The sequence below is a fragment of the Pseudovibrio denitrificans JCM 12308 genome (assembly GCF_001310815.1).
Lineage (GTDB): Bacteria > Pseudomonadota > Alphaproteobacteria > Rhizobiales > Stappiaceae > Pseudovibrio > Pseudovibrio denitrificans.
In genome coordinates this window covers 67,673-90,603 of sequence record NZ_BAZK01000008.1, presented here as the reverse complement: position 1 = coordinate 90,603, position 22,931 = coordinate 67,673, and the positions used below count along the sequence as shown (strand labels likewise).

The 22,931-nt window shown below is 55.5% G+C and carries 23 protein-coding genes and 1 pseudogene; 13 read left to right on the top strand and 11 right to left on the bottom strand.

All coding sequences use genetic code 11. From position 1 onward, the window contains the following. Nucleotides 1–72 precede the first annotated feature (72 nt). On the top strand, nt 73–1,797 hold the full coding sequence (locus JCM12308_RS12035) for a type I secretion system permease/ATPase (protein ID WP_008551128.1): 1,725 nt from the start codon (nt 73–75) through the stop codon (nt 1,795–1,797). Then, nucleotides 1,790–3,106, top strand: coding sequence for an HlyD family type I secretion periplasmic adaptor subunit (locus JCM12308_RS12030; RefSeq protein WP_008551075.1), 1,317 nt, complete (start codon nt 1,790–1,792; stop codon nt 3,104–3,106). Before JCM12308_RS12035 ends, JCM12308_RS12030 begins: the two co-directional genes overlap by 8 nt. Nucleotides 3,107–3,341: 235 nt before the next feature. Here the strand turns inward: JCM12308_RS12030 and JCM12308_RS12025 are convergent, their stop codons facing one another. Then, the gene (locus JCM12308_RS12025) at nt 3,342–4,109 is read right to left on the bottom strand and encodes an IclR family transcriptional regulator (protein WP_054783880.1); all 768 of its coding nucleotides are present in this window, start codon (nt 4,107–4,109) and stop codon (nt 3,342–3,344) included. Between the two features lie 113 nt (nt 4,110–4,222). On the opposite strand from JCM12308_RS12025, the gene JCM12308_RS12020 reads away from it, so the two are divergent. Genes JCM12308_RS12020 through JCM12308_RS12010 form a run of 3 tightly spaced genes read left to right on the top strand, consistent with a single transcriptional unit; the run spans nt 4,223 to nt 6,674 of the window. Continuing rightward, nucleotides 4,223–4,753: a 2,4'-dihydroxyacetophenone dioxygenase family protein gene (locus JCM12308_RS12020; protein WP_054783879.1), complete on the top strand. Its 531-nt coding sequence runs from the start codon at nt 4,223–4,225 to the stop codon at nt 4,751–4,753. An 8-nt stretch (nt 4,754–4,761) separates the two neighbouring features. After that, entirely contained in the window at nt 4,762–5,496 is a 735-nt protein-coding gene (locus JCM12308_RS12015; RefSeq protein WP_054783878.1) for an SDR family NAD(P)-dependent oxidoreductase, read from the top strand. Next, a complete protein-coding gene (locus JCM12308_RS12010; RefSeq protein WP_054783877.1) occupies nt 5,493–6,674 on the top strand; it encodes a pyridoxal phosphate-dependent aminotransferase in 1,182 nt (393 codons plus the stop codon). The genes JCM12308_RS12015 and JCM12308_RS12010 overlap by 4 nt, the downstream gene beginning before the upstream one ends. Here the strand turns inward: JCM12308_RS12010 and JCM12308_RS32270 are convergent, their stop codons facing one another. After that, nucleotides 6,675–6,938 carry a serine hydrolase gene (locus JCM12308_RS32270; protein WP_128647385.1) on the bottom strand — a complete coding sequence of 88 codons (264 nt, stop codon included), beginning with the start codon at nt 6,936–6,938 and terminating at the stop codon, nt 6,675–6,677. It lies immediately after the preceding gene. Continuing rightward, nucleotides 6,935–7,657, bottom strand: coding sequence for a serine hydrolase domain-containing protein (locus JCM12308_RS12000; RefSeq protein ID WP_164845298.1), 723 nt, complete (start codon nt 7,655–7,657; stop codon nt 6,935–6,937). Before JCM12308_RS12000 ends, JCM12308_RS32270 begins: the two co-directional genes overlap by 4 nt. A gap of 381 nt (nt 7,658–8,038) precedes the next feature. On the opposite strand from JCM12308_RS12000, the gene JCM12308_RS11995 reads away from it, so the two are divergent. Next, the gene (locus JCM12308_RS11995) at nt 8,039–8,512 is read left to right on the top strand and encodes a RidA family protein (protein WP_008551103.1); all 474 of its coding nucleotides are present in this window, start codon (nt 8,039–8,041) and stop codon (nt 8,510–8,512) included. Nucleotides 8,513–8,554: 42 nt separating this feature from the next. Here the strand turns inward: JCM12308_RS11995 and JCM12308_RS29745 are convergent, their stop codons facing one another. Genes JCM12308_RS29745 through JCM12308_RS11980 form a run of 5 tightly spaced genes read right to left on the bottom strand, consistent with a single transcriptional unit; the run spans nt 8,555 to nt 12,122 of the window. Further along, nucleotides 8,555–9,310 (bottom strand): MFS transporter, encoded by a 756-nt coding sequence (locus JCM12308_RS29745; protein WP_373282360.1) that lies wholly within the window; start codon nt 9,308–9,310, stop codon nt 8,555–8,557. Further along, the gene (locus tag JCM12308_RS29740) at nt 9,235–10,107 is read right to left on the bottom strand and encodes an MFS transporter (protein WP_208978497.1); all 873 of its coding nucleotides are present in this window, start codon (nt 10,105–10,107) and stop codon (nt 9,235–9,237) included. Before JCM12308_RS29740 ends, JCM12308_RS29745 begins: the two co-directional genes overlap by 76 nt. A 23-nt stretch (nt 10,108–10,130) precedes the next feature. Next, complete coding sequence (locus JCM12308_RS11985) at nt 10,131–10,859, bottom strand: alpha/beta fold hydrolase (RefSeq protein WP_208978496.1); 729 nt, start codon at nt 10,857–10,859, stop codon at nt 10,131–10,133. 26 nt (nt 10,860–10,885) lie between these two features. After that, entirely contained in the window at nt 10,886–11,029 is a 144-nt protein-coding gene (locus tag JCM12308_RS29735) for a hypothetical protein (RefSeq protein WP_208978495.1), read from the bottom strand. Beyond that, the gene (locus tag JCM12308_RS11980) at nt 11,022–12,122 is read right to left on the bottom strand and encodes a patatin-like phospholipase family protein (RefSeq protein ID WP_054783874.1); all 1,101 of its coding nucleotides are present in this window, start codon (nt 12,120–12,122) and stop codon (nt 11,022–11,024) included. Before JCM12308_RS11980 ends, JCM12308_RS29735 begins: the two co-directional genes overlap by 8 nt. A gap of 342 nt (nt 12,123–12,464) precedes the next feature. On the opposite strand from JCM12308_RS11980, the gene JCM12308_RS11975 reads away from it, so the two are divergent. Continuing rightward, the gene (locus tag JCM12308_RS11975) at nt 12,465–12,959 is read left to right on the top strand and encodes a hypothetical protein (RefSeq protein ID WP_208978494.1); all 495 of its coding nucleotides are present in this window, start codon (nt 12,465–12,467) and stop codon (nt 12,957–12,959) included. A gap of 143 nt (nt 12,960–13,102) precedes the next feature. Then, on the top strand, nt 13,103–13,879 hold the full coding sequence (locus JCM12308_RS11970; RefSeq protein WP_054783872.1) for an alpha/beta hydrolase: 777 nt from the start codon (nt 13,103–13,105) through the stop codon (nt 13,877–13,879). A 31-nt stretch (nt 13,880–13,910) separates the two neighbouring features. Here the strand turns inward: JCM12308_RS11970 and JCM12308_RS11965 are convergent, their stop codons facing one another. Further along, entirely contained in the window at nt 13,911–15,632 is a 1,722-nt protein-coding gene (locus JCM12308_RS11965) for an amidohydrolase (protein WP_054783871.1), read from the bottom strand. 93 nt (nt 15,633–15,725) lie between these two features. Beyond that, nucleotides 15,726–17,114, bottom strand: coding sequence for a cytochrome P450 (locus JCM12308_RS11960; protein WP_054783870.1), 1,389 nt, complete (start codon nt 17,112–17,114; stop codon nt 15,726–15,728). A 357-nt stretch (nt 17,115–17,471) separates the two neighbouring features. Between JCM12308_RS11960 and JCM12308_RS11955 the strand changes: the two genes are divergently transcribed. From JCM12308_RS11955 to cyoD, 5 genes and pseudogenes are all read left to right on the top strand, one after another. Further along, complete coding sequence (locus JCM12308_RS11955; RefSeq protein ID WP_054783869.1) at nt 17,472–17,897, top strand: nuclear transport factor 2 family protein; 426 nt, start codon at nt 17,472–17,474, stop codon at nt 17,895–17,897. Between the two features lie 168 nt (nt 17,898–18,065). Further along, nucleotides 18,066–18,992, top strand: a complete 927-nt coding sequence (gene cyoA / locus JCM12308_RS11950) for a ubiquinol oxidase subunit II (RefSeq protein WP_208609168.1) — start codon at nt 18,066–18,068, stop codon at nt 18,990–18,992. Beyond that, nucleotides 18,986–20,980: pseudogene (gene cyoB, locus JCM12308_RS11945) on the top strand (cytochrome o ubiquinol oxidase subunit I). The gene cyoA and the pseudogene cyoB overlap by 7 nt, the downstream one beginning before the upstream one ends. Continuing rightward, nucleotides 20,977–21,585 carry a cytochrome o ubiquinol oxidase subunit III gene (gene cyoC, locus JCM12308_RS11940; protein WP_054783867.1) on the top strand — a complete coding sequence of 203 codons (609 nt, stop codon included), beginning with the start codon at nt 20,977–20,979 and terminating at the stop codon, nt 21,583–21,585. The pseudogene cyoB and the gene cyoC overlap by 4 nt, the downstream one beginning before the upstream one ends. 9 nt (nt 21,586–21,594) lie before the next feature. Beyond that, nucleotides 21,595–21,894 carry a cytochrome o ubiquinol oxidase subunit IV gene (gene cyoD / locus JCM12308_RS11935; RefSeq protein WP_008550819.1) on the top strand — a complete coding sequence of 100 codons (300 nt, stop codon included), beginning with the start codon at nt 21,595–21,597 and terminating at the stop codon, nt 21,892–21,894. On the opposite strand, the gene JCM12308_RS11930 is transcribed toward cyoD, so the two are convergent. Beyond that, on the bottom strand, nt 21,863–22,924 hold the full coding sequence (locus tag JCM12308_RS11930; protein WP_054783866.1) for a glycosyltransferase family 4 protein: 1,062 nt from the start codon (nt 22,922–22,924) through the stop codon (nt 21,863–21,865). The genes cyoD and JCM12308_RS11930 overlap by 32 nt on opposite strands. Nucleotides 22,925–22,931 lie beyond the last annotated feature (7 nt).

Below are 22,931 nucleotides of genomic sequence, written 5' to 3'. Positions count from 1 at the left end.
TGTTCGGGCGCCACGAGCTTGGGTGTGGCGCCCGAACCAACCCAGCAAGGAAACAGCGGGCTGGAGGCTATTTTGGGTAAACAATCACAAGAACATACATCCTACATTTCAGAGGCATTCCGGAAACTCTACCGGGCATTCTGGGGTATCGGTGGCATCAGCATGTTGATCAACCTGCTTATGTTGACGGGCCCTTTGTTCATGCTGCAGGTGTATGATCGCGTCTTGTCCAGCAGCTCCGTGCCAACCCTTGTTGTTCTCAGCCTGTTTGTGGCTGTGCTTTATATCTTCTACGGAATTCTCGATGGTTTGCGGAACCGGCTGCTGCTGCGTGTTGGCCAGCATGTTGATGAGCAACTGACCGGCCTTGCCTTTGAGGCGTCCACTCGCGTTCCGCTGGTGCTGGGGGCTGAAGGCGAGCGGTCCAGACCTGTCAGCGATCTGGACTCCATCCGGCAGTTTCTTTCCGGCTCCGGCCCATCTGCTATCTTCGATATGCCCTGGATGCCGCTTTATCTGGGCATCGTGTTCCTGTTCCACCCGCTTCTGGGCACCACCGCGCTGATTGGCGCGCTGCTCATCTGTGTTCTTATTGCGCTGAACGAGTTGTCATCTCGTCGTCCGGCTGCAAACACAGCGGTTGAAGCGAACAAGCGGACCACTCTGATTGAAGCCTGTCGGCGCAATGCGGAAAGCATTGAGGCCATGGGCATGATCGACCACCTGCGTGACCGGTGGGAAGACAACAATGATGTCTTCCTTGGCCGGCAGCGGGCAGCGTCTGATCGTTCCAACATCTTCACCACCATGATCAAGACCCTGCGGTTCATGCTGCAGTCCGGCATCCTTGGTCTGGGCGCGTGGTTGGTGATCCAGCAGGAAGTCTCCGCCGGTGTTATGATCGCATCGTCCATCATGACCGCCCGTGCACTGGCTCCGGTTGAGATGGCCATCGTCAACTGGCGCGGGTTCGTGGCTGCCAGAGTTGGCATCGCACGGCTGCAAGAAATCTTTGCCTCTCAGGTGAAGCCAAAACAGCGGGTCTCCATTCCGTTCCCGCAGGAATCCGTTTCGATTGAAGGGCTGTTTTGTGGTCCAATTGCTGCCAAGGAAGCGTTTGTCAAAAACGTGTCTCTGGAGCTGAAAGCAGGCGACGGTCTGGGCATCATTGGTCATTCCGGGTCCGGTAAATCCACGCTGACCAGAGCCATGGTTGGCATCACAAATCCGCTGAAAGGCTCCATCCGTTTTGATGGTGCTGAGCTGGATCAGTGGAGTGCAATGGATCGGGGTGATTTCATTGGTTACCTGCCGCAGGACATTCAGCTCTTTGACGGCACCATTGCGGAGAACATTCAGCGGTTCAAGCCGGACCAGGACAGCGACAAGCTGATTGAAGCGGCCCGTATGGCGAACGTTCACGACCTGATTGTGAGCCTGCCAGAAGGTTATAACACCGTCATCGGCGCAACGGGCAATGGCCTTTCTGGTGGTCAGCGTCAGCGGATTGCACTGGCCCGCGCGCTTTATGGCAATCCGTTCCTGATCGTGCTGGATGAACCAAACTCCAACCTGGATGCAGAAGGTGAAGCTGCACTGACCAACGCGATCCACGACATGCGTGAGCGTGGCTCCATCGTCATCGTGGTGGCGCACCGTCCGGCGGCCACCTCTGCTGTGGATCAGATCCTCGTCATGAATGAGGGTGAAGCAGACGCTCTGGGTGCAAAAGACAAGATCATGAAGCAGGTGATCGCCCCGCTTCGCAAGCCGCAGGAGGTCGTGTTAAATGGCTAGAAACACCGATAAATCCTACGATCTCGGCGCCAGCATCTCCCGTCACTTGCGGGTTGGTGGTTATCTTGCGGCCCTTCTGATATTGGGTGGTGGCACATGGTCTGCCGTAACTGAGATCTCCGGCGCTGTTGTTGCTCCTGCCACCATCGTGGTGGAGACCAGCACCAAGACCGTGCAGCACCGTGACGGCGGCATCATCAACCAGATCCTCGTCAAGAACGGCGACTTCGTAAAGGCTGGTGATCTGGTTCTGCGGCTGGATGATACCCTCACCCGTTCCAACCTTGCGGTTCTGACCAATCAGCTTGATGAGCTCTATGCGCAGGAAGCGCGGCTGACTGCTGAGATTCAGGGGCGCAAAGAGATCAGCTTCAAGAAACGTGCGCAGAGCCCGCTGCACCGTGCGCATCTGATGATGATTGAAGAAACCCAGCGCAACATGATGGAAGCGCGGCAGAAAAATCATCTGAGCAAGCGGGAGCAACTGCAAACCCAGATCGTCCAGTTTGAAAAGCAGATCGGCGGCCTGATCCGCCAGCGGGATGCCAAGCAGACTGAAGTGGATCTGGTCAATGCCGAGTTGGGCGGGCTTGAGTCCCTGCGCAAGAAGAAACTGGTGACCGAGTCCCGCGTGATGGCCTTCCAGCGCGAGCGCAGCTCTCTGGAAGGTGAGCTGGGTGGCATCATTGCTCAGATTGCCCGGTCAGAAGAAGCCATCAGCGAGCGGCGGGTCATGATCCTGCAGGCTGATGAAGAGCTTCGCTCCAACAATCTGGAGCAACTGCAGCAGACACGGGCTCAGATTTCCGAGCTGGAAGAACGTCGCATTGCTGCGCAGGACGAACTCAGGCGCACAGAAATCCGCGCGCCGCAAAACGGCAAGGTGTTCGATCTGGCCGTTCACACCATCGGCGGTGTCGTCATGGGCGGCGAAGTGGTGATGAAGATCGTTCCGGAAGAAGACCAGCTGATCGTGGAAGCTAAGGTTCAGCCCGTGGATGTGGACCAGATTGGCCCGGATCAGGAAGCAACCATTCGCCTGCCTGCTTTTGACAAGCGCACCACACCGGAGCTGAAAGCACGGTTAAAAACCATTTCGCCTGATCTGGTTGAAGACCCAAGAACAGGCAGCACTTACTACCTGGCGGAGCTGGCTATTCCGGAGAATGAGCTGGAACGTCTGGACGGAAAATCTCTCATTCCGGGCATGCCGGTTGAGGCGTTCATCAAGACAGAAGACCGGTCCGTTCTGTCTTATCTGGTTAAGCCAATGATGGACCAGATCGCGCATGCGATGAGAGAAACCTGATTCACCTGGGATTGATCCGAGTGTATCTGCGAATGATGGGTGTTCGCACAGATATGCCTCTAATGCCATAGATCCCAGTGTGATGGTGAGAGGTTGAAGCAACCGCCGCTCTTGTTGCTTCAGCACCCTCCTCCCGAGAGCCCGGATCCCTAATTCCGGGCGTTGAAGACCCGTGTAGTGCCTCGCCGCCGCCCTGTGCGAGCACTACACGGGCTCTTTCGTTTTCTGTGATGCTTTAGGAAGGTCGATAGCCGAGCCGCTGAGAAATATTCGCGATGCAGGCCAAAAGCGGTTTGACGTAATGTTCTTCCGACTTGGTGTGCCGGTAAAGCGGAATGGAAACGCTGATCGCTGCTGCTGGTTTGCCCATCTCATCCAAAATGGCCGCCCCGTAACAGACGATGCCTTCCTCATTCTCCTGATCATCAAACACGTAACCAGCTTCCCGCACCTTATGGATCACGGCGGAAAGCACAGTACGATCTGTGTTGGTGAAGCTTGTGATCTTTGCCATATCCAGTTGCTGAATGAGGGCTTCGGCTTCCTCTGGGTTCATCGCTCCCAGATAAGCTTTGCCGACGCCGCTGGAGTGCATGGGCACGCGGGTGCCGATAGTGGAGGCCATGCGCACCGTTTCCTCACACTCGATCTTATCGATGTAGATCAGCTCATCCCGACTGGGCACGGCCAGATGCACGGTTTCGCCGGTTTGATTCCGCAGGTGAAGCAACGCATCCTTCGCAAGGCTTCGAATGTCGTTTTCAGCCAGTGCCTTACGCGCGAGCGAAACCAGTCTCACACCCAGTTGATAACGCTGGTCTCCGCGCTGCTCAATCAACCCCTCCGCTTCCAGTGAAGCCAGCAGTCGATACAGCGTCGGCCGTGTTAAGCCACTGATTTCTTTCAGCTGTGGCAGGGAGGGTGGTGCTTTGGCTTGGGAGATCAAATTAAGCAAATGGATTGTCCGCGAAAAACTCTGCGTGCCCTGCACCGGCGCTTTCATAGATGTCCTTTCCAGCGCTACATGGCTGCGGCGTTGACATAAAGAATTATACGCATATCGTTGTTCATATAGTGAATGAATGTCCATAATATGGACGTATAAGGACTCTGTCAATGCCGCTGGTCGAAAAAGACGAAAACCCCCGCATCCCCTATCAACACCCTATGCCACCAGATGCTCTACCTGAAATTGTGGTGCCTGATGCTTTGTCTCAGGACGATGACCGCATGTGGGTCAAGCAGACAGAAAACGTCTACTTCCGCCCGCTCTGTCTCAATGTTTCGCAGGGCTATTGGATGAACCTGCTGAAAGTGACCAAGTCCGGCGTGCTCTCCCGCCATCGCCATGCCAACGCGGTGCACGGCTTTGTACTGAAAGGTCGCTGGCATTATCTGGAACATGACTGGGAAGCACGTGAAGGCGGGTATGTCTTTGAACCACCAGGTGAAACCCACACGCTTGTGGTGCCCGATGATGTCGAAGAGATGATCACCTACTTTCAGGTGAACGGTGTCATGTACTACGTGGACCCGCATGGCAATCACCTTGGCTATGAGGATGTCTTCACCAAAATCGATATGTGCCGCAAGCACTTTGAAGATGTCGGCCTTGGCGCAGACTACGTGAAGAACTTCATCCGCTGAGTGCTGCTATGACCGATATTTCCTATGATTTTTCCGGCAAGGTCGCCGTGGTGACCGGCGGCTCCAAAGGCATTGGCGCAGAGATCGCTCAGCACTATCACAAGGCGGGGGCTCAGGTGGCTATCTGGGACCTGAAAGTACCGGAGAACCTGCCCTTCCCTCATGTTTTCTGCCGCGTCGATATCAGTCAGCAGGATCAAGTTGAGGCTGCGTTTGCCAGGACGCTTGCGCAATGCGGGCAGATTGACTTTCTCTCCCACAATGCAGGATTTGCGGGCTCCACTGTTCCGCTGGCAGACTATGACCCGCAAGAGTGGGCGCGTGTTGTGGAGGTCAACCTGTGTGGCACCTTCCACCTCTGCCATCAGATTGTGCCGCATATGAAAGACCGTGGTTTCGGGCGGATCATCAACATGGCCTCGTTAGCGGGCAAGGAGGGAACTCCGAATGCCTCAGCTTACAGTGCGTCTAAGGCTGGCGTGATTGGGTTGACGAAATCTCTAGCAAAAGAACTGGCAGAAACTGATATACGAGTAAATTGCATCGCTCCGGCGGCTATCAAAACAGACATTCTGGACCAGATGACGCCTGAGTTTGTGCAGATCATGATTGATAAATCACCGATGAAGAGATTGGGGCTGGTGGAAGAAGCAGCCGAGCTTGTTATGTGGCTCAGTTCCTCCGCCTGCACATTCAACAGCGGTGCAGTGTTTGACCTTTCGGGCGGACGGGCGACATATTGACTATTGAAGCAAAACAGGGGCTGGAAAGCCGTGCAATTCAGGTTCCTCCATCCATCACGCGAGAGTTGGCCAATGCGGCCATGAGCGTTGAGGGCCTTATTCCTTTGTGGTTTGGGGAGCCAAACATCCCTACACCAAAATTCATTTGTGACGAAGCAGCCCGGTCTCTGGCCGCGGGCGAAACGTTTTATGCGGAAGGGTTGGGACGGCCTTATCTGCGCGATGCGATCTCAAGCTACATGAGCGCGCTTTATGGCAAGTCCATCGGTGTCGACCGCATTGCAGTGACCGTCTCCGGCGGCAACGCGCTCAATCTGGCCTTCCAGAGCGTGCTGGAAGAAGGCGATACGGTTGTCACGCTGACGCCTGCCTTCCCGAACCTGCTCTCCATTCCCAAGCTTCAGGGCGCACGCACGATCACCCATGCGCTGGAAGTGAAAGACGGCAAGTGGTCGCTGGATGTGGAGGCGTTTTTAGAAACGGCGAAGGGCGCCAAGGTGGTGCTGCTCAACTCCCCGTCCAACCCAACCGGCTTCATGCTGACAAAGGATGAGATCGCGCGGATCATGGAGGTGCTGCGCGAGCGGGGTACCTGGCTGATCTCAGATGAGGTCTATGCTCGCACGGTTTACTCTGGCAAGGCAGCGCCGTCTTTCCTTGAGGTGTCCGAACCGGAAGATCGCCTGATCGTGGTGAATTCCTTTTCCAAAACATGGGCCATGACCGGCTGGCGTCTGGGCTGGCTCACCTTGCCGCCAAGCCTGACACCGGTTGTTGAGAAGATTGCCGAGTTCTCCATCGCCAGCGCCCCGCCATTCTCGCAGCGGGCTGCCGTGGTAGCGTTGGAACAGGGCGAAGAGTTTGTCGCGCAGATGGCAAAGAACTATCAGCACGCACGGGATCTGGTGTGCAATGGCCTGCTTGCTCATGAAGGGGTGACGTGTCCGGTGCCGGAAAGCGCGTTTTACGCCTACTTCAAGGTGGACGGTGTCACAGATTCCATCGCCTATGCCCGCATGCTCATTGAAGAAGCCAAAGTTGGTCTCGCACCGGGGGATGCGTTCCTCGTGGGAGAACCGGGTTGGTTCCGCCTGTGCTTTGCGCAAACGGATGAGCAGCTCAACGAGGCGTTGGAGCGGCTGTCACCATTCCTTGCCAAAGCGCGGGAAATCGCTTGATCAGAACCAGTGATAGGAGGGCAGCGTCCCTCCTATTGTGTGCAGGATGAGCGGCTCAATCCCTTCAAACAACTTTTCGTTGTTGGAAAGAACCACGATGCCCAGATCTTCCTCCGGATAACCCACCGTGTAGGAGCGATAGCCCGGATTGCTGCCCCAATGCCAGATGGAGCTGTTGGGCTTGGTCGCCTGAATGCCCCAACCCATAGACCAACTGATCTTGCCCGTGATGGTCTTGTGTTTGCTCAGCATCCACTCCTTCACTTCCGGCTCCACGCCTCATCCATCATCGCTGCCAGAAAACGAGCGTAATCCCCCGCTGTGGTGTGCAGGCTCCACGCCGCATTGCCGGTCGTTGGCTTGCGTTTGCCGGTAATCCGGTCTCCGTCTTTGTCGTAGCCAAAGCGGATGCGGTAGTTATAAGCGTGTTGCCAGAGGAAGCTGGTGGAGGTCATACCAAGCGGCTCAAACACATGGATGCGGGCCAGCGTTTCAAGGTTCAGCCCTGTCCTGCGTTCCAGAACCTGCTGCAGTAAAGCATAACCCGAGCCGGAGTATGTGAACTCCGTGCCCGGATCAAACCGCAGCTTCAGCGGGTCTTTTTCGTCAAAGTTGGTCAGGCCAGAGGTGTGGGAAAGCAACATGCGGGCGGTGATGCGCTTCAGGCGCGGATCAGCGCTTTCAAACAGGTCTGGTGCATACTGATAAAGTGGACGTTCCAGCGACAGAATATCCAGATCCACGAGCTTTAATGTCAGATAAGCAAAGACGGGTTTGCCGAGAGACGCGACCTCAAAGATGGGTTCTTGTGCACCGACAACAGTCTTACCGCGGATGGATTTGTCATAGAGGCGGATGAACTCGACCTTACCGTCACGGATAACGGCCACACTCAGGCTGGTTTCAGGGTTGCCGCGCTGGATATCCTTGGCGTGCTTGTCTAAAGCTGTAATGATTTCGTCCTGCGGCGTTTCACGCTGCAAGGGCTTTGCCTCCTCACAGCCGCTGAGCGCCAGAACTCCCGCCAAACCTGCCAATATCCTTAAATGCATCAAGAATCCGCTTTTAAAATCAGTTTCCGTCAGTCTCTCACATGAGCTGTCGCACATAACTCAGGCCACGCCCAGAGCATACGCCTAAGAAGATGAATGAGAGATTGGTCTGTGACGATTAATTTGGGTCAAAGCTCTATGCAACGAAAATGGCACCAATGCGTCAGGTTGCAATTCTCTGGTTCACTCGCGTTATCGTCACCACAAAAAGCGAAAATTTGCTGTTGACCTCAACTTAGCTTGAGGTCTTACAAGCCCTGTTGTGAAACCGAAACCTCGCATGTTTCGGTGAAAGAACAGAATGAGTTCACTATGAAAAGACTTGCCACTTTATCCATTGGAACCCTGATGATTGCCGCTGCCGGTATGGCACAGGCGGAAGGCCTGGAACGCATCAACCCGCCGACCATTGTCGATACCAGCCCATGGGGCTTTTCGCAGGTTGTTGTCGCGCCTTCATCGGCAAAGACGGTTTACATCTCCGGTCAGTTCAGCGGCGATAAAGAGGGCAACGTGCTGGGCAAAACCGTGGGCAAACAGGCTGAACTTGCCTTTGACAATCTGCGCAAGGCCATCGAAGCGTCCGGCGGAAAGCCTGAGCACGTGGTGAAGATTCAGGTGCTTGTGGCGGGTCACGGAGAAGACAAGCTCCATGCCATCGGCGAGCAGATCTCCAAGCTGTTTGGTGAACACCTACCCGCCAGCACGCTTATTCCGGTGGATCGTCTGGCACTGGACGGCATGCTGTTTGAAATTGATGCCACGCTTGCGATCCCGCAGAGCTGATGGTGTCCTGCTCCTGCCAAGTCCACTGGCAGGAGCTTCCCTCTAATCATTCGCGGAGTTCATCGGCGGTGGGCCTTCGGGGCCTTGTGGCCTTTGCCGTGGCGTGTGGCCCTTGAAGGCCCAGAGCGACATGACAGCCGCGCCAAGCAAAACAACGGCACTGAAGATATAAGCATCCGCCAGAGCTCGGCTGCTGATGGCCTTCAGGATGTAAAGGGATTGCGGCCAGCGTTCGTGCAGCAAAGCGGCGGCGGCAGGTTGATCCCCCATGAACTTGTAGAGCAGCAGCTGCAAAAGCTCGCGGTCATTGTCGTTGGGTTCCATCAGTTCCGCAGCGGCGGAGATCATGGTTTTTTCCCGCCAGTTGATGAGCGCGCCCACACAGGCAATTCCAAACACACCGCCCACCTGCCTGCAGGTTTGCAGCAGTGCCGTGGCGCGGGCACGGGCTAGCAAGGAAACGTGGGAGAGCGCTTCTGTTGAAACAGTACTGATCAGAAAACCGAGCCCCGCCCCCATCAGGATCATGCCGGGGAACAGCAGCCACAGGTTATTGAAGTGAATGACCAGCGCCTGTGTTGCAAAGCCGATGCCCATGGCCAGACTCCCGCAAACCGCGAGATTGCGGAACTTGATATTGCCCACCAGCCGCCCGCCAAACTGCGCACACACGATGATCGTCAGTACCACGGGCAACATGGAGAGACCGGCTTCAAGCGGCGTCAGGCTGAGCACGTTTTGCAGGAACACCGCACCAAATACCACCTGTGCCAACAGGGCAAACGGAATGCAGAACAACAACAGGCAGCACCCCAGATAGACCTTGTTCTCAAACAGCGAAAACTGAATGAATGGATGGGCACACGGTGCCTGCGGACAAACAGAAGAGAACAGGCAAGGATAACAAACCCGGCTGAGACCACCCCTTCGCCCAGTGACAGGCGATAATCTCCAAACAGTTGGACGGCTACGGTGAAAACCAGCAGCGCCATCACGAACAGGATCGCGCCCTGAAAATCAAAGCTGCCGGTATCCTTGTTGGTTTTGCTCTTGCCAATGGCAAAGGCCATGATGAGCACGGCAAGCCCAATGGGCACGTTGAGCAGGAAGACAACGCGCCACGAGAAAAACTCCACCAACAGCCCACCCACCAAAGGCCCGCAAGCCAGGAAGAACAATCCAGCCCCCACATAATGAGCCAGCGCTTTACCGCGTTCATCCGCTGGATACGCTGAGAACACTAGCGCAGTGGCGGCGGGCTGCATCAGTGCCGCGCCTGCCCCTTGAAACACGCGGGCGGTGATGAAGAACTCACCGGTTGGGGCATAGGCGCAGGCCAGCGAGGCGGCGGTGAACAGCGCCAAACCCATGCGCAGCGAGGTAAAGTAACCGAACTTGTCGCCCAGCCAGCCGCCACACATCAGCATGGAAGCCAGTGCGATCAGATAGGCGTTGACCGACCATTGCAGATGCACTGGACCAAACATAAAGGTCCGCTGCAGCGAAGGCAGGATAACGCCCAGCACCGTCTGGTCGATCATGACCAGAGCAAGTGCCCCGATCATATTCAACAGAACCAGATGTTTGCGGGCCATGCTCGCCTCCACTCTCGTACGGCTCAGGCACGGTTTTCAAATTGCCCCATGAACCCTTCAAGGGCCTCAAGGCATTTTGGTTCATCCAGAATTGGACAGTGACCACGATCAGGAATGCCCACGGCCTGCATGCGCGGTGCCATGGTTTTCATGGAGCGGATCGTTTCAGCGGATGTGACGTCTGAAAGCTCTCCGCGAATGGAAAGGATCGGCAGGTCCAGCTCTGCCGCCCGCTCATGGGCCTTCCAAAGATCGCGGTAGGCCTCTTTGTTCTCAATGAGTGCGACGCCCAGATTGTCATCATAGCGGTGGTGCCACTTGCCGTCTTTCAGACCAAACATGGAAAGCGCCATGCGCTCCCACTTGTCATCGGGCAGGTTCACAAACTGATTGCCCACATGCTCTTTTACCGTTTCAACAACAGCGCTGAGTTCGTCCTCATCCTCCAGCTGTCCGGCATAGCCGAAGATGCGGGACATGCCGGCAAACTCGATGGTGGCGCCCAGATCGTTCAGGATGGTGCCTGCCAGCATGTCCGGATGGTCTTCCACCATCAGCATGGCCAGCAGTGCGCCGAGGGAGGAGCCAAGCAGAACAACGGGTTGCTCACCGGTGAACTTCCAGAACTCGTAGATATCGCGAATGTAAACGGTGGTGTTGTAGTTGCTGTAGTCGGGGTCATAATCCGACAGATCCCGCCCACGCAGGTTCAGCGCGTAGATCTTGTAGGTCTTGCTCAGCTGTGCAGCCATGGGGTCCAGATCGCGGGCACAGCGGGTCAGGCCCGGCAGAGCATGATGGCTGGCTTTTGTGAGGTGCCATTGCCGTAGACGCGGTAGTTCAGTTTGATGCCGTCAGAGGTTTCAAACCACTTGTTCTCATAGGCGCCGCTGTCGTACTTGCGCTCATCAATCTCACTCATGAGCACCTCTTTTTTTTTTCTTCGAACCCGGCGTGTGGTGCGAATGAGTACATTCCGTCATGTAGCCTTCGTGCTTTTCATTGAGAATGGCCTCAATCCGATCAGCATTTTTGATCAACGCGTCATCAGCGGCCAGATAGCCGGTCTTGATGCGTTCGTTGATGCTTTTGGGTTCAAAATCCACCACACCAGTCAGCGCATTGTGTTCTGCATTGACGGTGATGATGTGAGAGAGCGCGCGCATTTTCATGAGGGACTGGTAGTGCTCGCAGTCCCGAATGGGCGAGTCTTCTGGCACCAGTTTGTCCAGATCATAAAGCATATGGGAGTAATGCTGGGCGGACTTGTCACCATCCAGCATGAGCCAGAATTTGTCTTCAAACACCAGCTCCGTCATGCGGTAGACGGCTTCCTCAACGGTGGTGGGAATGATGCCTTCCGGGCAGAACAGCTCAATCAGGAAAATCGGCATATGGGAGATCTGATGATCATCCAGAATACGCAGCAAAGAGCGGATGGGCGTGTTGTCGTAAAGCCCGCCATCCCAGTAATAGCTGCCGTTAAGCTGAATGGGCGGGAAGCCGGGCGGCAGGCTGCCACTGGCCATGATGTGCTTGGAGGTGATGTAGTGATCTCGGTTGGAAAACCGCTCTATCTGCCCCGTCGCCACATTGGTCGCCGTGATCACCAGTCGCGGCGCTTCCGGGCTGTTGAGCCGTTCAAAGTCGATGAACTTTTCCATGGTCTCCAGCGCGGGTGTGATGTCGTAGATGCTGGGGCGTTTCTCGGCCATGAAAGAGGGTGCATGCAGCTTGAAAAAACGTGGGTGGCCCATGCTGGCGCGCAGCAGTTTCTGGCTGGAATGCCAGACAAAGCCCGGCGCATGGCTGAGGTGTTCCCAAAGAGCGTGCAGGGTTTCGATCGGGTCTCCGAACTTGGGGGCGGCGATGACAGCAGCGTTGAGGGCACCAATGGAGGTTCCGGTGATGATCTCCGGCACATATCCCGCCTGATAAATGCGGGTCAGGGCACCAACCTCATAAGCTCCAAGAGCTCCACCGCCTTGCATGACAAGGCCAATTCCTTGTGTCATCTACCGTCCTTCCGACAGGGTTTCCTGCATTCCCCCCGGCGCACCCCAGCTGGCAGAGAAAGAGCGCTTTCTCACCCAAACCAGAGAACAGACGTGATGATGAGCGGCCCGATAAAGCCCACCTCACGGATGAAGCTTAGGCGCGAACCTCCAAAGAAAGCATAAAGCTTGCTCAAAAATCATGCGGTCTTGAGAAGGTGGCGGCGAGGCGTTTTCGTGGTCTCTCCGGCGAAAACCAGAAGGCGGTTGCAATCACCCAGACGCAAGCCTCTCCTGACACTATGGCTCCTTACGAAATCTGCCTTGATGTAATGAAGTCATAACTCAATGAAAAACAAATACTTGTATAGCTTTGTACAGAAGCTGAAGAACCTGCGGAATCTAGCCGTACTCGCTCTGCTCGGGCTTACACTGGCAGCCTGCCAAACGACCATTACGGCGAAAGACATTGAAGAAGCCCAAGTAAAGGTCTCAAAGGTGACCGTGACGGGCGATTGGAAATTTGAGGGGCTGAACAATGTTCTGGGCGTTGACTACGATAAAGACGTAATCGTTAAGGTCACAAAGAAGGCCCTACAGACCAAGTTGAAAGAGCTGCATGGTCCGAGACGGGTCAACGTTGACGTCAAAATTCAGAGCTTCTTCATTTCCAATATGGGGTATGACATCCTCTTCGGGACTGGTGCATCCTCCATGTCGGGCATGGTGACGGTTACTGATGCGCGGACAAAAGAAGTCATTGTCAAAGACGCGAGGATCGGCACAGCAGTCGCAAACCACGAAGTGTTTGCTGAACAGGTTGTGGCGAAGGTTTTGCGGGCGACAAAAAAACGCTGACGACTTGATCTGGCAGCCGTTGCTCTCTGCAGCGGCATGCTGTTGTTAAATTGCGAGTTCCGGGCTTACACTTCGTTGAGCCTGAGCTGATAGAGCGATGAGGGTGGGGCTCTAATTGGAGCCCCATTCTTTAGGAGCTTCGGATGTCTAACAGCTCTCTGCCTCCAGTCCTGCTTTTGACTGGCACCAATGCTGCGGCGTGGTCGATGGAGAATGTGCAGGTGTCCCTTGAGGCTGCCGGATATACCTGCCACAGCCTCACTTACCGACATCATGACCTGCCATCCGGACCGGAACGGGATGCTAAGCTCACCGGGTTAAGCATCGCTGATTATGTGGAGGATGCCCGGCAGGCCATAGACGAGATTGGCGAGGCGCCGGTTGTAGTTGGCCACTCGATCGGTGGGTTGATTGCGCAGCTGCTGGCTGCTGAGGATGCCATCAAAGCGGGCGTTCTTCTCAACAGCAGCATTGTGAACGGGACTCTGCCGACCACGGAGGAAGAACGAGATCTCGGGAAGCTGCTCATATCAGCAGGCGCCTTCTGGGAGCAGGCAGTGGAACAGGATTTTGAGCTGCTGGTGAAGTATGGCTTCAACACGCTGTCACCCCAGATGCAACGTGACATCCATGCGCGTCTTGGCTCCGAGTCCGGTCGGGTGCTGTTTGAGTTTTTCTTCTGGATGTATGACCTCCACCAGACCACGTTTGTAGACCCAGACAAGGTCACATGCCCCCTGCTCTTCATCTCAGGAACCGAGGACAAGGCCGTGCCACCAAGCACCGCGCGGGTGATGGCTGAGCGCTATGAAACAGCAGAGTTCCTCGTGATCGACGGAGCTTGCCACTACATCCAGTTTGATGAGCAATGGCCAGAGACAGCCGCCAAGATACTCGACTGGCTGAGCCGAAACCTTTGAGGTCTACGCGCCCCCTAAACCAATCTGCCTCCTAAGTGCTGGTTGGTTCCGTCTCATCTCCCATCAGCATCTTCCAGACAGCCTTGATGGCCAGTTCCGGGTCAAACCAGCTGACGAAACGGGTGTCCACTGGTTGGCCGTTGCGGATGGTGAGGGTTGGGCGGATCAAGCGCAGGCCTTCCGGGCGCATCACCTGCGGATTGCCGTTGAGCAGGGTGAAGTCAGCCTTCATACCCACGGCGATCATGCCGAGCGTATCTTCCTGCCCCAGCTGACGGGCCGCATCAACCGTCATCGCCTGCAGCGCTTCTTCCAGCGTCACCGCGTGATCAGCACCAACAACCGTGTTTCCGCTTTGGGAGGTACGGGACATGGCGGTCTCCACCGTGCCCATGGGGTTCATGGGCGTTGCGGGATGATCTCCATGGAAGGTGACCACGGCACCTGCATCCTTGGCATCGCGCACGGGCATATAACGGTTCATGCGGTTGCTGCCGAACAGGTCTTCCAGCTGGTCGCCATAAAAGGTGATGTGATCCACGAAGAAGCCAAGGGAGACACCCAGATTAGTCGCCCATTGAATCTGCTCGCGGGTTATCAATGCGTTGTGCTCCAGCCGGTGCTGGATGTCATCGCGCGGGTCTTCTGCCTGAATGGTGGCGATGGCCATCAAAGCCTGATCAATGGCGCGCTCGCCCTGCACATGCATGGCCACCTGCCCGCTCTTTTTATGCACTTCCCGCAGTTTCTCAATCAGGTCCGTATCGCTCATGTTGAGCTCGCCGTGATGTCCTGAGGAGAGGCCGAGCCGTTCCAACACCAGCTCAGAGGTTTCATAGGGGTGATAGGTGGCGGCTGCTCCGGTGAACGGAGAACCATCCAGCCAGAACTTGGCGCCTAGAATGGTGAAGCGGTCGTCTCCGCCAAAGCGCCAGTTGGGCAGTTGATCTTCCGTCAGATAGAGATAGGTCCGGACCGGCGGGTTGTCCTCCAGTCCAATACGCTGCAACAGGCCCACCGGATTGGGGTGACGTCCCACGGCTCCGGTCACGCCGATGCTGGTGTAACCGGCCTTGGCGTAGTCCGTATACTTCTTGCGCACCAGCAGTTCCACGGCCTCATCGGAGGGAGCCGGAATTGCGGAAACAACACGATTGATCTCTTCCAGCTCGCGCAGCATTGGCCCGCGGTTCGGGTCAATGCCCGCTTCCTTCAGGGCCGCTGAGTTGGCGTAGGCCTCATGCATCATCTGGGTCAGAACCAGCATGGGCTTGTCAGGAGAGATGGCGTCCAGCTCTGCCAAAGTTGGCGGGGAAAGGTCTTTGATCGCGATCGGATCCCAGCCATAGGCTAGCACCCATGGAGTCAGGCTGTATTCATCCGCCGATTCCTCAAGGGCCTTCATAATCTGCGAACGGCTGTCGTACTTGAAGGCGCTGATATCGGTGGCGGCGGCCAGCAAAGCGGCGGCTATCGGGTGGGTATGCGGTTCAATCAGGCCGGGGATCAACGTGCCTTTGAGGCGGATAAGCTTGGCTTTGTCTTGATTTTCCAGCTGGCGCACGTCACCTAACGCCATGATTTCGTTGCCATCAACCAATATGGCCTGCACCTGCGGGCGCTCCGGGTCCATTGTCAGAATACGGTCGGCGGTGATGATGTACTTGGTTGGATATTCTGGCGGCAGAGAATACCAGTAGTAGCCAGCAGCGGCACCTACAATGACAATGACCAGCCCAGCAATCCAACGCATACCAACCTCCTCCTTCTTACCCTTACGGAATGATGCATATAATTGGCAGGGACGCCACCCGATAGTTTCGGGCTTTTCGCAGGTTTTGCGCCTCTAATGAGTCATATGACTGCGCTTGATGAGCTTGCATCGGATCTCGGACTGAGACCGCAGCGCAATTCCCGTTTCCGGAAAGACCTCCTCCGGCTTTTCTGCCTTGAAGTTATAATGACGCGTCACACCAGCCAGCACAGAAGTGGCCTCCACCGTTGAGAAACTGGCTCCGGCACACACGCGCGGCCCAATGCCAAATGGCATGTACGCCCCGGTCATCGGATCGTCATCGCGCTCAAAGCGGTCTGGATCAAAGTGATCGGGATGGTGCCAGTAGGAGCGGTGCCGGTGAACGATCCAGGGTGAAATGATGATCAGCGCCCCTCGCGGGATTTTGTGGCCGCCAATAGTCGTCTCCTCAACCGCCATACGGGAGAGGAATGCGATGGGCGGATAGAGCCGCGTGGTTTCGCGGAAGATGTTGCGGGTGAACCTCAGCTTGGACAGGTGCTTGTACTCAAGCACTTCCCCGTTTGTGATGCTATCTGTCTCCCGCCGGATGCGCTCAGAATAGTCTGGCCGCTGGGAGAGGATGAAGAACGCCCAGTTGAGCACGGCAGAGGTGGTCTCGTGACCGGCCAAAAAGAACGTGGCGATATGGTCCACCAGCTGCTCCTTGCTGAAGGGCAGACCGGTTTGGGGATGGCGGGCATCCAGGAGGCGCTGGCACATGTCATCATGCTGGCCGAACCGATCAGCGGTGTGCTCATCCACCAGATCCGTCAGAAGCAGACGGATTTCATCGCGTAGGATCTCCGCTTCCTTTGGCATGGGGCGGTTAGGCCCTTCACCGGTCCCCCGCAGGATCATTTTGCGTGCCCATGTTGTGGTGATTGCCTGATACTGCATGGCCTGCGTAAACACCTTGCGGGCGCGCACGCTGTCGATGGGATGTGAAAAGATGGTGCGGAAGATGATGTCAGCGGTCAGACGGCTCATCTCATCGCGCAGGCTGATGGACTTTCCGAACTCAGCCGCCTTATCCAGATAAGCCAGAAACTCGTTGCAGGCGTCCTGAATATGCTTGAAGGCACTGCGCACACCCACGTGAGAAAACACCGGCGCAATCATCTCACGCTGTTCTTCCCATTTCGGGCCGCTGGCTATGATCGTGCTCTCCCCGATCACCGGTTTGAGTGTATCCACCATCACATCCGATTTTGGAAACGACAGCCGCTTTTCAACCAGCACCTCATTCACCAGATCAGGCGCGTTGACCAGGTAACAGGGTCGGCGGGTAAAATAGACCCGCTCGATCGGACTGTTGAAGAACTCCTCGGGGATAAGGTTTAAAACATTGCGCGCCCAGAACACGCGAAACAGTCGCAGACCTCGGAGCGGTTTGCAGGGCGTTGGTGCCGGAGGCCGATAAAGGATTGGTTCAGGCATGTATGCTGCTTCTTTTGCGGTACATATCTATCGCGTGGCAGCCTTGTCCGTTCATTTTCTGCTCTGGGTCATGAAAAACAAAAAAACGCCAGAAAACGCAAAAAACGCATAAACCTTTCAAAGTCCACGCAAACAATCTTTCCTGTTATTTTTCTAACACTTAGCTCTCTAATGCCGAGCTAAGGAAACAGCGCAAAAATCCCGGTTACTCTTCATAAATCCTCAAGCAAGCCCGCACTTATTCCCGCCCCTCCGGCTAGGTTGACCATTACGTCAATATGGGCTTGACTGGTGTTGCTCTGCCTATCCCGTCATTGCGCTTGGGGAATAAAGGCAGCAGCTGGGGAGGATAAACGGATGTCGACGAACTACTCTGAAAACCTGCAGAAGTGGCTGGATATGCTGGAGGGCGGCAAGGATCTGGCGAAACTGTCTGCCCTGATCGCCAAGGATTGCGTGTTTTACAGCCCGGTGGTGCACACGCCGCAACGGGGGCAGCAGATCACTGTCATGTATCTTTATGGCGCGGCTCAGGTGCTTGGCGTCAACAAGAGCTTCAAATATGTGCGCATTCTGGATTGCGGCGACAATGCTGTGCTGGAGTTTGAGACAGAAGTCGACGGCATCTTCATCAACGGTGTCGACATGATCCATTGGAATGAAGAGGGCCTGATCGATGATTTCAAGGTCATGCTGCGCCCCCTTAAAGCGGTGACCATGGTGCAGGCGAAAATGGCAGAAATGCTGGAAGCCCTTAAAGCACCTGCAAAGACTGCTGGATAAATTGAAGGATGCGGGGGAGTAATTGATAACCATCTCTGTGCTCCCCTCAAAGAATTGGTTCCTGAAATCTCATGGGTCTCAGGCCGTGAGGCCGTGACCTTAAATATTCTGTAATCCCCCACCCCTTGAAATATTCCCGTTAGGTCACCAATCCTGCGCGGGAATACGATGAAACATTTCATTTCAAAACCTTGTCTAAGGGGAATAACTCTGCTGGGCCTCCTGCTTGTGTTGGCGGGATGTGGCTTGCAGACCTCTCCTGTCGCCGACCCCAAAGGCCCCATCGCCATTATTGAGCGGGATCTGCTTTACACCGCTTTCTTCATCATGCTGATTGTGGTTATTCCCGTTTACTTCATGGTCTTCTGGTTCATCTGGCGCTACCGCGCAAAAGGCGGGACGGGTGAATACAAGCCGGAATGGCACAAATCCACCATTATTGAGGTGTTCGTCTGGTCCATTCCTGCCGCCATCATCATCACGCTTGGCTATCTGGTCTGGACTTATTCCTACAAGCTTGACCCCTATAAGAAGATCGCAACGCCAGAAAATACCATTAACGTGCAGGTGGTCGCGCAGGACTGGAAGTGGCTCTTCATCTATCCGGACCTCGGCATTGCCTCCGTCAACGAACTCGCCTTCCCCGTTGATAAAGCCGTCAGTATGAAGCTGACCTCAGACACAGTCATGAACTCCCTGCTTATTCCCGCATTAGGGGGACAAATCTATGCCATGGCGGGGATGACCAGTGAGCTGAACCTGAAAGCCAATGAAACCGGACGCTTCCGTGGCCGCAACACGCAGTACAGTGGCGATGGCTTTGCCATGCAGTTCTTCGACGCAGTGGCGATGACAGAAGAAGAGTTTCAGGACTGGGTTGCCAATGCCAAAGCGCAGTCCAAACCACTCTCCACGGTGACATACGATCAGCTCGCCCAGCCCAGCATTGCCCACGGGGTGGAGTACTTCTCATGGGTCAAACCGGGCCTGTTTGAAGAGATCCTGAAAAAGTATGCCCGCCGGCCCGAGACCACCCTGCGCAGACATGCGCCAGCGACGACCCAGCCAGCTTGTGAGGGGGATACACCATGCTAGGAAGATTAGGATTCGACTCCCTCCCCTTCTACAGCGCCATCGCTTTTGGCGGTGCTTCCATCACCGTTCTGGGTGGATTGGTCGTCTTTCTGCTGGTCACATATTTCGGTAAGTGGCGGTATTTCTGGGAAGAATGGCTGACGAGCTGGATCATAAACGCATTGGTATCATGTACATCGCCCTTGCATGGTGATGTTGGTGCGCGGCTTTGTGGACGCGCTGATGATGCGCTCGCAGCAGGCCATGGCGTTGAATAACGATGGCTATCTTGCGCCTGAGCACTTCGATCAGGTGTTTAGCTCTCACGGCACAATCATGATTTTCTTCATGGCCATGCCGTTCCTGACGGGCCTGATCAACATCGTTGTGCCGCAGCAGATTGGCGCGCGCGATGTGGCCTTCCCATTCATGAACTCCATCAGCTTATGGCTCACCGCAGCCGGGGCTGCGCTGGTGATGGTCTCACTGGTGATCGGCAAGTTCTCGACGGCGGGCTGGACCGGTTATCCCCCCTACTCGGGTGCGGAGTATAGTCCCGGCGTTGGCGTGGATTACTGGATCTGGGCGCTGCTGGTCAGTGGTGTTGGCAGCACGATGACGGGTATTAATTTTGTCGTCACGATCATAAAGTGCCGCGCGCCCAAAATGCGCCTGATGCAGATGCCGCTGTTCACCTGGACCACCTTATGCACCAGCCTCCTCATGGCTTTCGCATTTCCGGCGCTGACAGTTGTTGCAGCTATGCTCGGTCTGGACCGTATTTTAGGGTTCCACTTCTTCACCAATGATTCAGGTGGCAACATGATGAACTATGCCAACCTGATCTGGATCTGGGGCCACCCGGAAGTTTACATCCTCATTCTACCCGCCTTCGGCGTCTTCTCTGAGGTTGTGGCAACCTTCTCGCAGAAAAGGCTTTTTGGTTACAAGTCGCTGGTCTACGCCACGGCGGTAATCACCGTTCTGTCCTTCTCTGTCTGGTTGCACCACTTCTTCACCATGGGTTCCAGTCCCAATGTGAATGCGGTGTTTGGCATCGTGACCATGATCATCGCCGTGCCGACGGGCGTAAAGATATTCGACTGGGTGTTCACCATGTATAAGGGGCGGATCATCTTCCACCCTGCCATGTTATTCACCATCGGCTTTCTGGTGACCTTTGTGCTCGGCGGCGTCTCCGGCGTCCTCCTCGCAATCCCCCCCGCCGACTTTTTGATGCATAACTCCACCTTCCTCGTCGCCCACTTTCACAACGTGCTGATCCCCGGAGCAGTGTTTGGGTACTTCGCTGGCTTCCAATATTGGTTCCCGAAAGCGACGGGTTTCAAACTGGATGAAAAGTGGGGTGCACGGTCGTTCTGGTTCTGGATTATCGGCTTCTACCTTGCCTTTATGCCGCTCTATGCCCTTGGTTTTATGGGTATGTCTCGCCGCATGGAGCGTTACGATGTAGCCGAATGGCAACCGTTCCTGATTGTGGCAGCGGTTGGTGCGCTGAGCGTTCTGATCGGCATCGTCTGCCAGGGTATGCAGCTTTACGTCAGCATTCGTGATCGTGAGAAAAACCGTGATATCACTGGTGATCCGTACAATGGCCGGACGCTGGAATGGCAAACTGCATCGCCGCCAGCGGAGTATAACTTTGCCAAGATCCCCGATATTCAGGACATAGACGCTTTCTGGGACATGAAGCAACGCGGCGTGGCTTATGCCCCTGCCAAGGAGTATGAGGATATCCACTTACCCCGCAACACCGGCATTGGTGTGTTCCTCGGCGGCCTTGGGTTCCTCATCGGATTTGCGGTCACATGGTACATCTGGTGGCTTGTGGCTCTTGGCTTCCTTGGTGTGCTGGCGTGTTTGATAACTCGCAGCTCGCAAGACCACACCTATCAGATCATCCTGCAGCCGAAATCGAGGCCTATGAAAAGGCTCGTATCAAGGCATTGGAGGAAAAGAAACCAGCACCGGGGGATTTCTGGTCATGAACACATACAGCCCTAAAACCACCGGCTCTCCCGGCCCGACGGAAGAAACCTTAGACATCAGAGACTTGGGCTTCTGGCTCTACCTGATGACAGATGCGATCATCTTCTCGCTTCTGTTTGCAACCTACGTGGTCATGTTTCAAAACACAGCCACGGGACCTTTGCCCATTGAGGTGTTTGATATCAAGCACGTCTTTGGCGAAACCGTGTTCCTGCTCTTTTCCAGCGTAACGTTTGGCTTCGCCTCCCTGGCCTCCGTCAGGGAGCATAAAAGTCAGGCCGTGTTCTGGTTGATTGTTACCATCGTGCTTGGCTTAGGCTTCATCTCGCTGGAAGTGGTTGAATTTGTTGGCATGATCCAATCCGGTGCGGGACCGCAGACCAGTGGCTTCCTCACTGCGTTCTTTACATTGGTGGGGACACATGGGGCACACGTCAGCCTTGGCATGATCGGGATCTTGGTGATGATCTTCCAGATCCTCATCAAAGGCCTGACCTCTCCCGTCAAATCCCGTCTCCACCGCCTCGGCATGTTCTGGCACTTCCTGGACATCGTCTGGATCGGCATTTTCTCAATCGTCTACATGCCCGGCTGGCTTATTTAGGAGAGCAAGATGCACCCGCAATCTCACAGTGCAAAGAGGCTGATCACCGGTTTTATCCTCGCCCTGGCGCTCACCCTGATCCCCTTCGCCGCCGTCTGGACCATGGCCTTCCCGGTTGAGCTGACCTTCGGCATCATCGCCCTGTGCGCGCTGGTGCAGGTGGGCGTGCACCTGCATTACTTCCTCGGCATCGACAGCAGAACGCCCATTGAGAACGTGCTGGCCATGAGTTTTGCCGGTGTTCTCATCTTCCTGATGGTTGGTGGTACGCTCTGGATTATGTTTGATCTTTACGAGCGGATGATGTGAGGACATCCTTAGTCTCATGAGGCTGCTTTTCAGAGAAGCTCACGAGGTTTGCCAGAAAATCCTGCACGGACCGTTCCCACGAAAAGGTTTTGGCGTGAGCAATGCAATCCTCTGATTTCATTGGCAAAGCCCGTTTGATGGCAATGGCCAGATTCTCATCAGTCGCGCCGACTGGAGCATCGCCAATGATGTCTTTCGGGCCCGTCACGGGGTAAGCTGCCACGGGGATACCACAGGCCATCGCTTCCAGATTGACGAGCCCGAATGTGTCCGTTTTGGACGGAAACACCATCACATCAGCCCCGCAATACGCTTCAATTAGATCGTCTCCCGTCTTCGCGCCCGTGAACACCGCATCTGGATAATTCTTGGAAAGAGAAGCGAGATCAGGCCCATCTCCTACCAAAACCTTGGTGCCTGGAAGGTTGAGGTCCAGAAAGGCCTCCAGATTTTTCTCCGGCGCAATCCGCCCCACATAAAGCATCACCGGTTTGGGATAGTCCGCAAACACCTCAGAAGGAATGGGCCGAAAGTTCTTCAGCTCCACACCTCGTTGCCAACGCACCACCCGCCTGATGCCGATAGTGCGGGCTGCCTCCACCATTGTCTGCGTGGTGACCATGGTCTGGGCGGCCTGATTGTGAAAGGCTATCAGCCACTTATAAAACCATGCGGTTGGCAAGCCTGTGCGCATGGAAGCATACTCGGGGAACTTGGAGAGCCATGAACTGGTGAACTTATGCCCGTTGCGCCGGCAATATTTCCGCGCCGCCCACCCCAGTGGCCCCTCTGTCATCACGTGCAGCGCATCCGGCTTCAGCGCCCGCAGCATCTTGGAGAGCTTGTAATAGGGAAACAGCGCTAGCTTGATATCGGGATAGGTTGGCAACGGCATCTGGTGGAACTGATCCGGCGTGATCAGGATGACCTCATGTCCCAGCGCCGTGAGTTCACGGCGTGTAATGCCCAAAACGCGGACAACGCCGTTGATTTGGGGATGCCAGGCATCGGAGACGATAACGATCTTCATCAACCAA

What these genes read in the sequence shown, in the direction of transcription:
- JCM12308_RS12030 (WP_008551075.1), top strand. Translation starts at nt 1,790, where the DNA reads ATGGCTAGAAACACCGATAAATCCTACGATCTCGGCGCCAGCATCTCC.
- JCM12308_RS12025 (WP_054783880.1), bottom strand. Translation starts at nt 4,109, where the DNA reads ATGAAAGCGCCGGTGCAGGGCACGCAGAGTTTTTCGCGGACAATCCAT.
- JCM12308_RS12020 (WP_054783879.1), top strand. Translation starts at nt 4,223, where the DNA reads ATGCCGCTGGTCGAAAAAGACGAAAACCCCCGCATCCCCTATCAACAC.
- JCM12308_RS12015 (WP_054783878.1), top strand. Translation starts at nt 4,762, where the DNA reads ATGACCGATATTTCCTATGATTTTTCCGGCAAGGTCGCCGTGGTGACC.
- JCM12308_RS11995 (WP_008551103.1), top strand. Translation starts at nt 8,039, where the DNA reads ATGAAAAGACTTGCCACTTTATCCATTGGAACCCTGATGATTGCCGCT.
- JCM12308_RS29740 (WP_208978497.1), bottom strand. Translation starts at nt 10,107, where the DNA reads ATGGCCCGCAAACATCTGGTTCTGTTGAATATGATCGGGGCACTTGCT.
- JCM12308_RS11985 (WP_208978496.1), bottom strand. Translation starts at nt 10,859, where the DNA reads ATGGCTGCACAGCTGAGCAAGACCTACAAGATCTACGCGCTGAACCTG.
- JCM12308_RS29735 (WP_208978495.1), bottom strand. Translation starts at nt 11,029, where the DNA reads ATGAGTGAGATTGATGAGCGCAAGTACGACAGCGGCGCCTATGAGAAC.
- JCM12308_RS11980 (WP_054783874.1), bottom strand. Translation starts at nt 12,122, where the DNA reads ATGACACAAGGAATTGGCCTTGTCATGCAAGGCGGTGGAGCTCTTGGA.
- JCM12308_RS11970 (WP_054783872.1), top strand. Translation starts at nt 13,103, where the DNA reads ATGTCTAACAGCTCTCTGCCTCCAGTCCTGCTTTTGACTGGCACCAAT.
- JCM12308_RS11965 (WP_054783871.1), bottom strand. Translation starts at nt 15,632, where the DNA reads ATGCGTTGGATTGCTGGGCTGGTCATTGTCATTGTAGGTGCCGCTGCT.
- JCM12308_RS11960 (WP_054783870.1), bottom strand. Translation starts at nt 17,114, where the DNA reads ATGCCTGAACCAATCCTTTATCGGCCTCCGGCACCAACGCCCTGCAAA.
- JCM12308_RS11955 (WP_054783869.1), top strand. Translation starts at nt 17,472, where the DNA reads ATGTCGACGAACTACTCTGAAAACCTGCAGAAGTGGCTGGATATGCTG.
- cyoA (WP_208609168.1), top strand. Translation starts at nt 18,066, where the DNA reads ATGAAACATTTCATTTCAAAACCTTGTCTAAGGGGAATAACTCTGCTG.
- cyoC (WP_054783867.1), top strand. Translation starts at nt 20,977, where the DNA reads ATGAACACATACAGCCCTAAAACCACCGGCTCTCCCGGCCCGACGGAA.
- cyoD (WP_008550819.1), top strand. Translation starts at nt 21,595, where the DNA reads ATGCACCCGCAATCTCACAGTGCAAAGAGGCTGATCACCGGTTTTATC.
- JCM12308_RS11930 (WP_054783866.1), bottom strand. Translation starts at nt 22,924, where the DNA reads ATGAAGATCGTTATCGTCTCCGATGCCTGGCATCCCCAAATCAACGGC.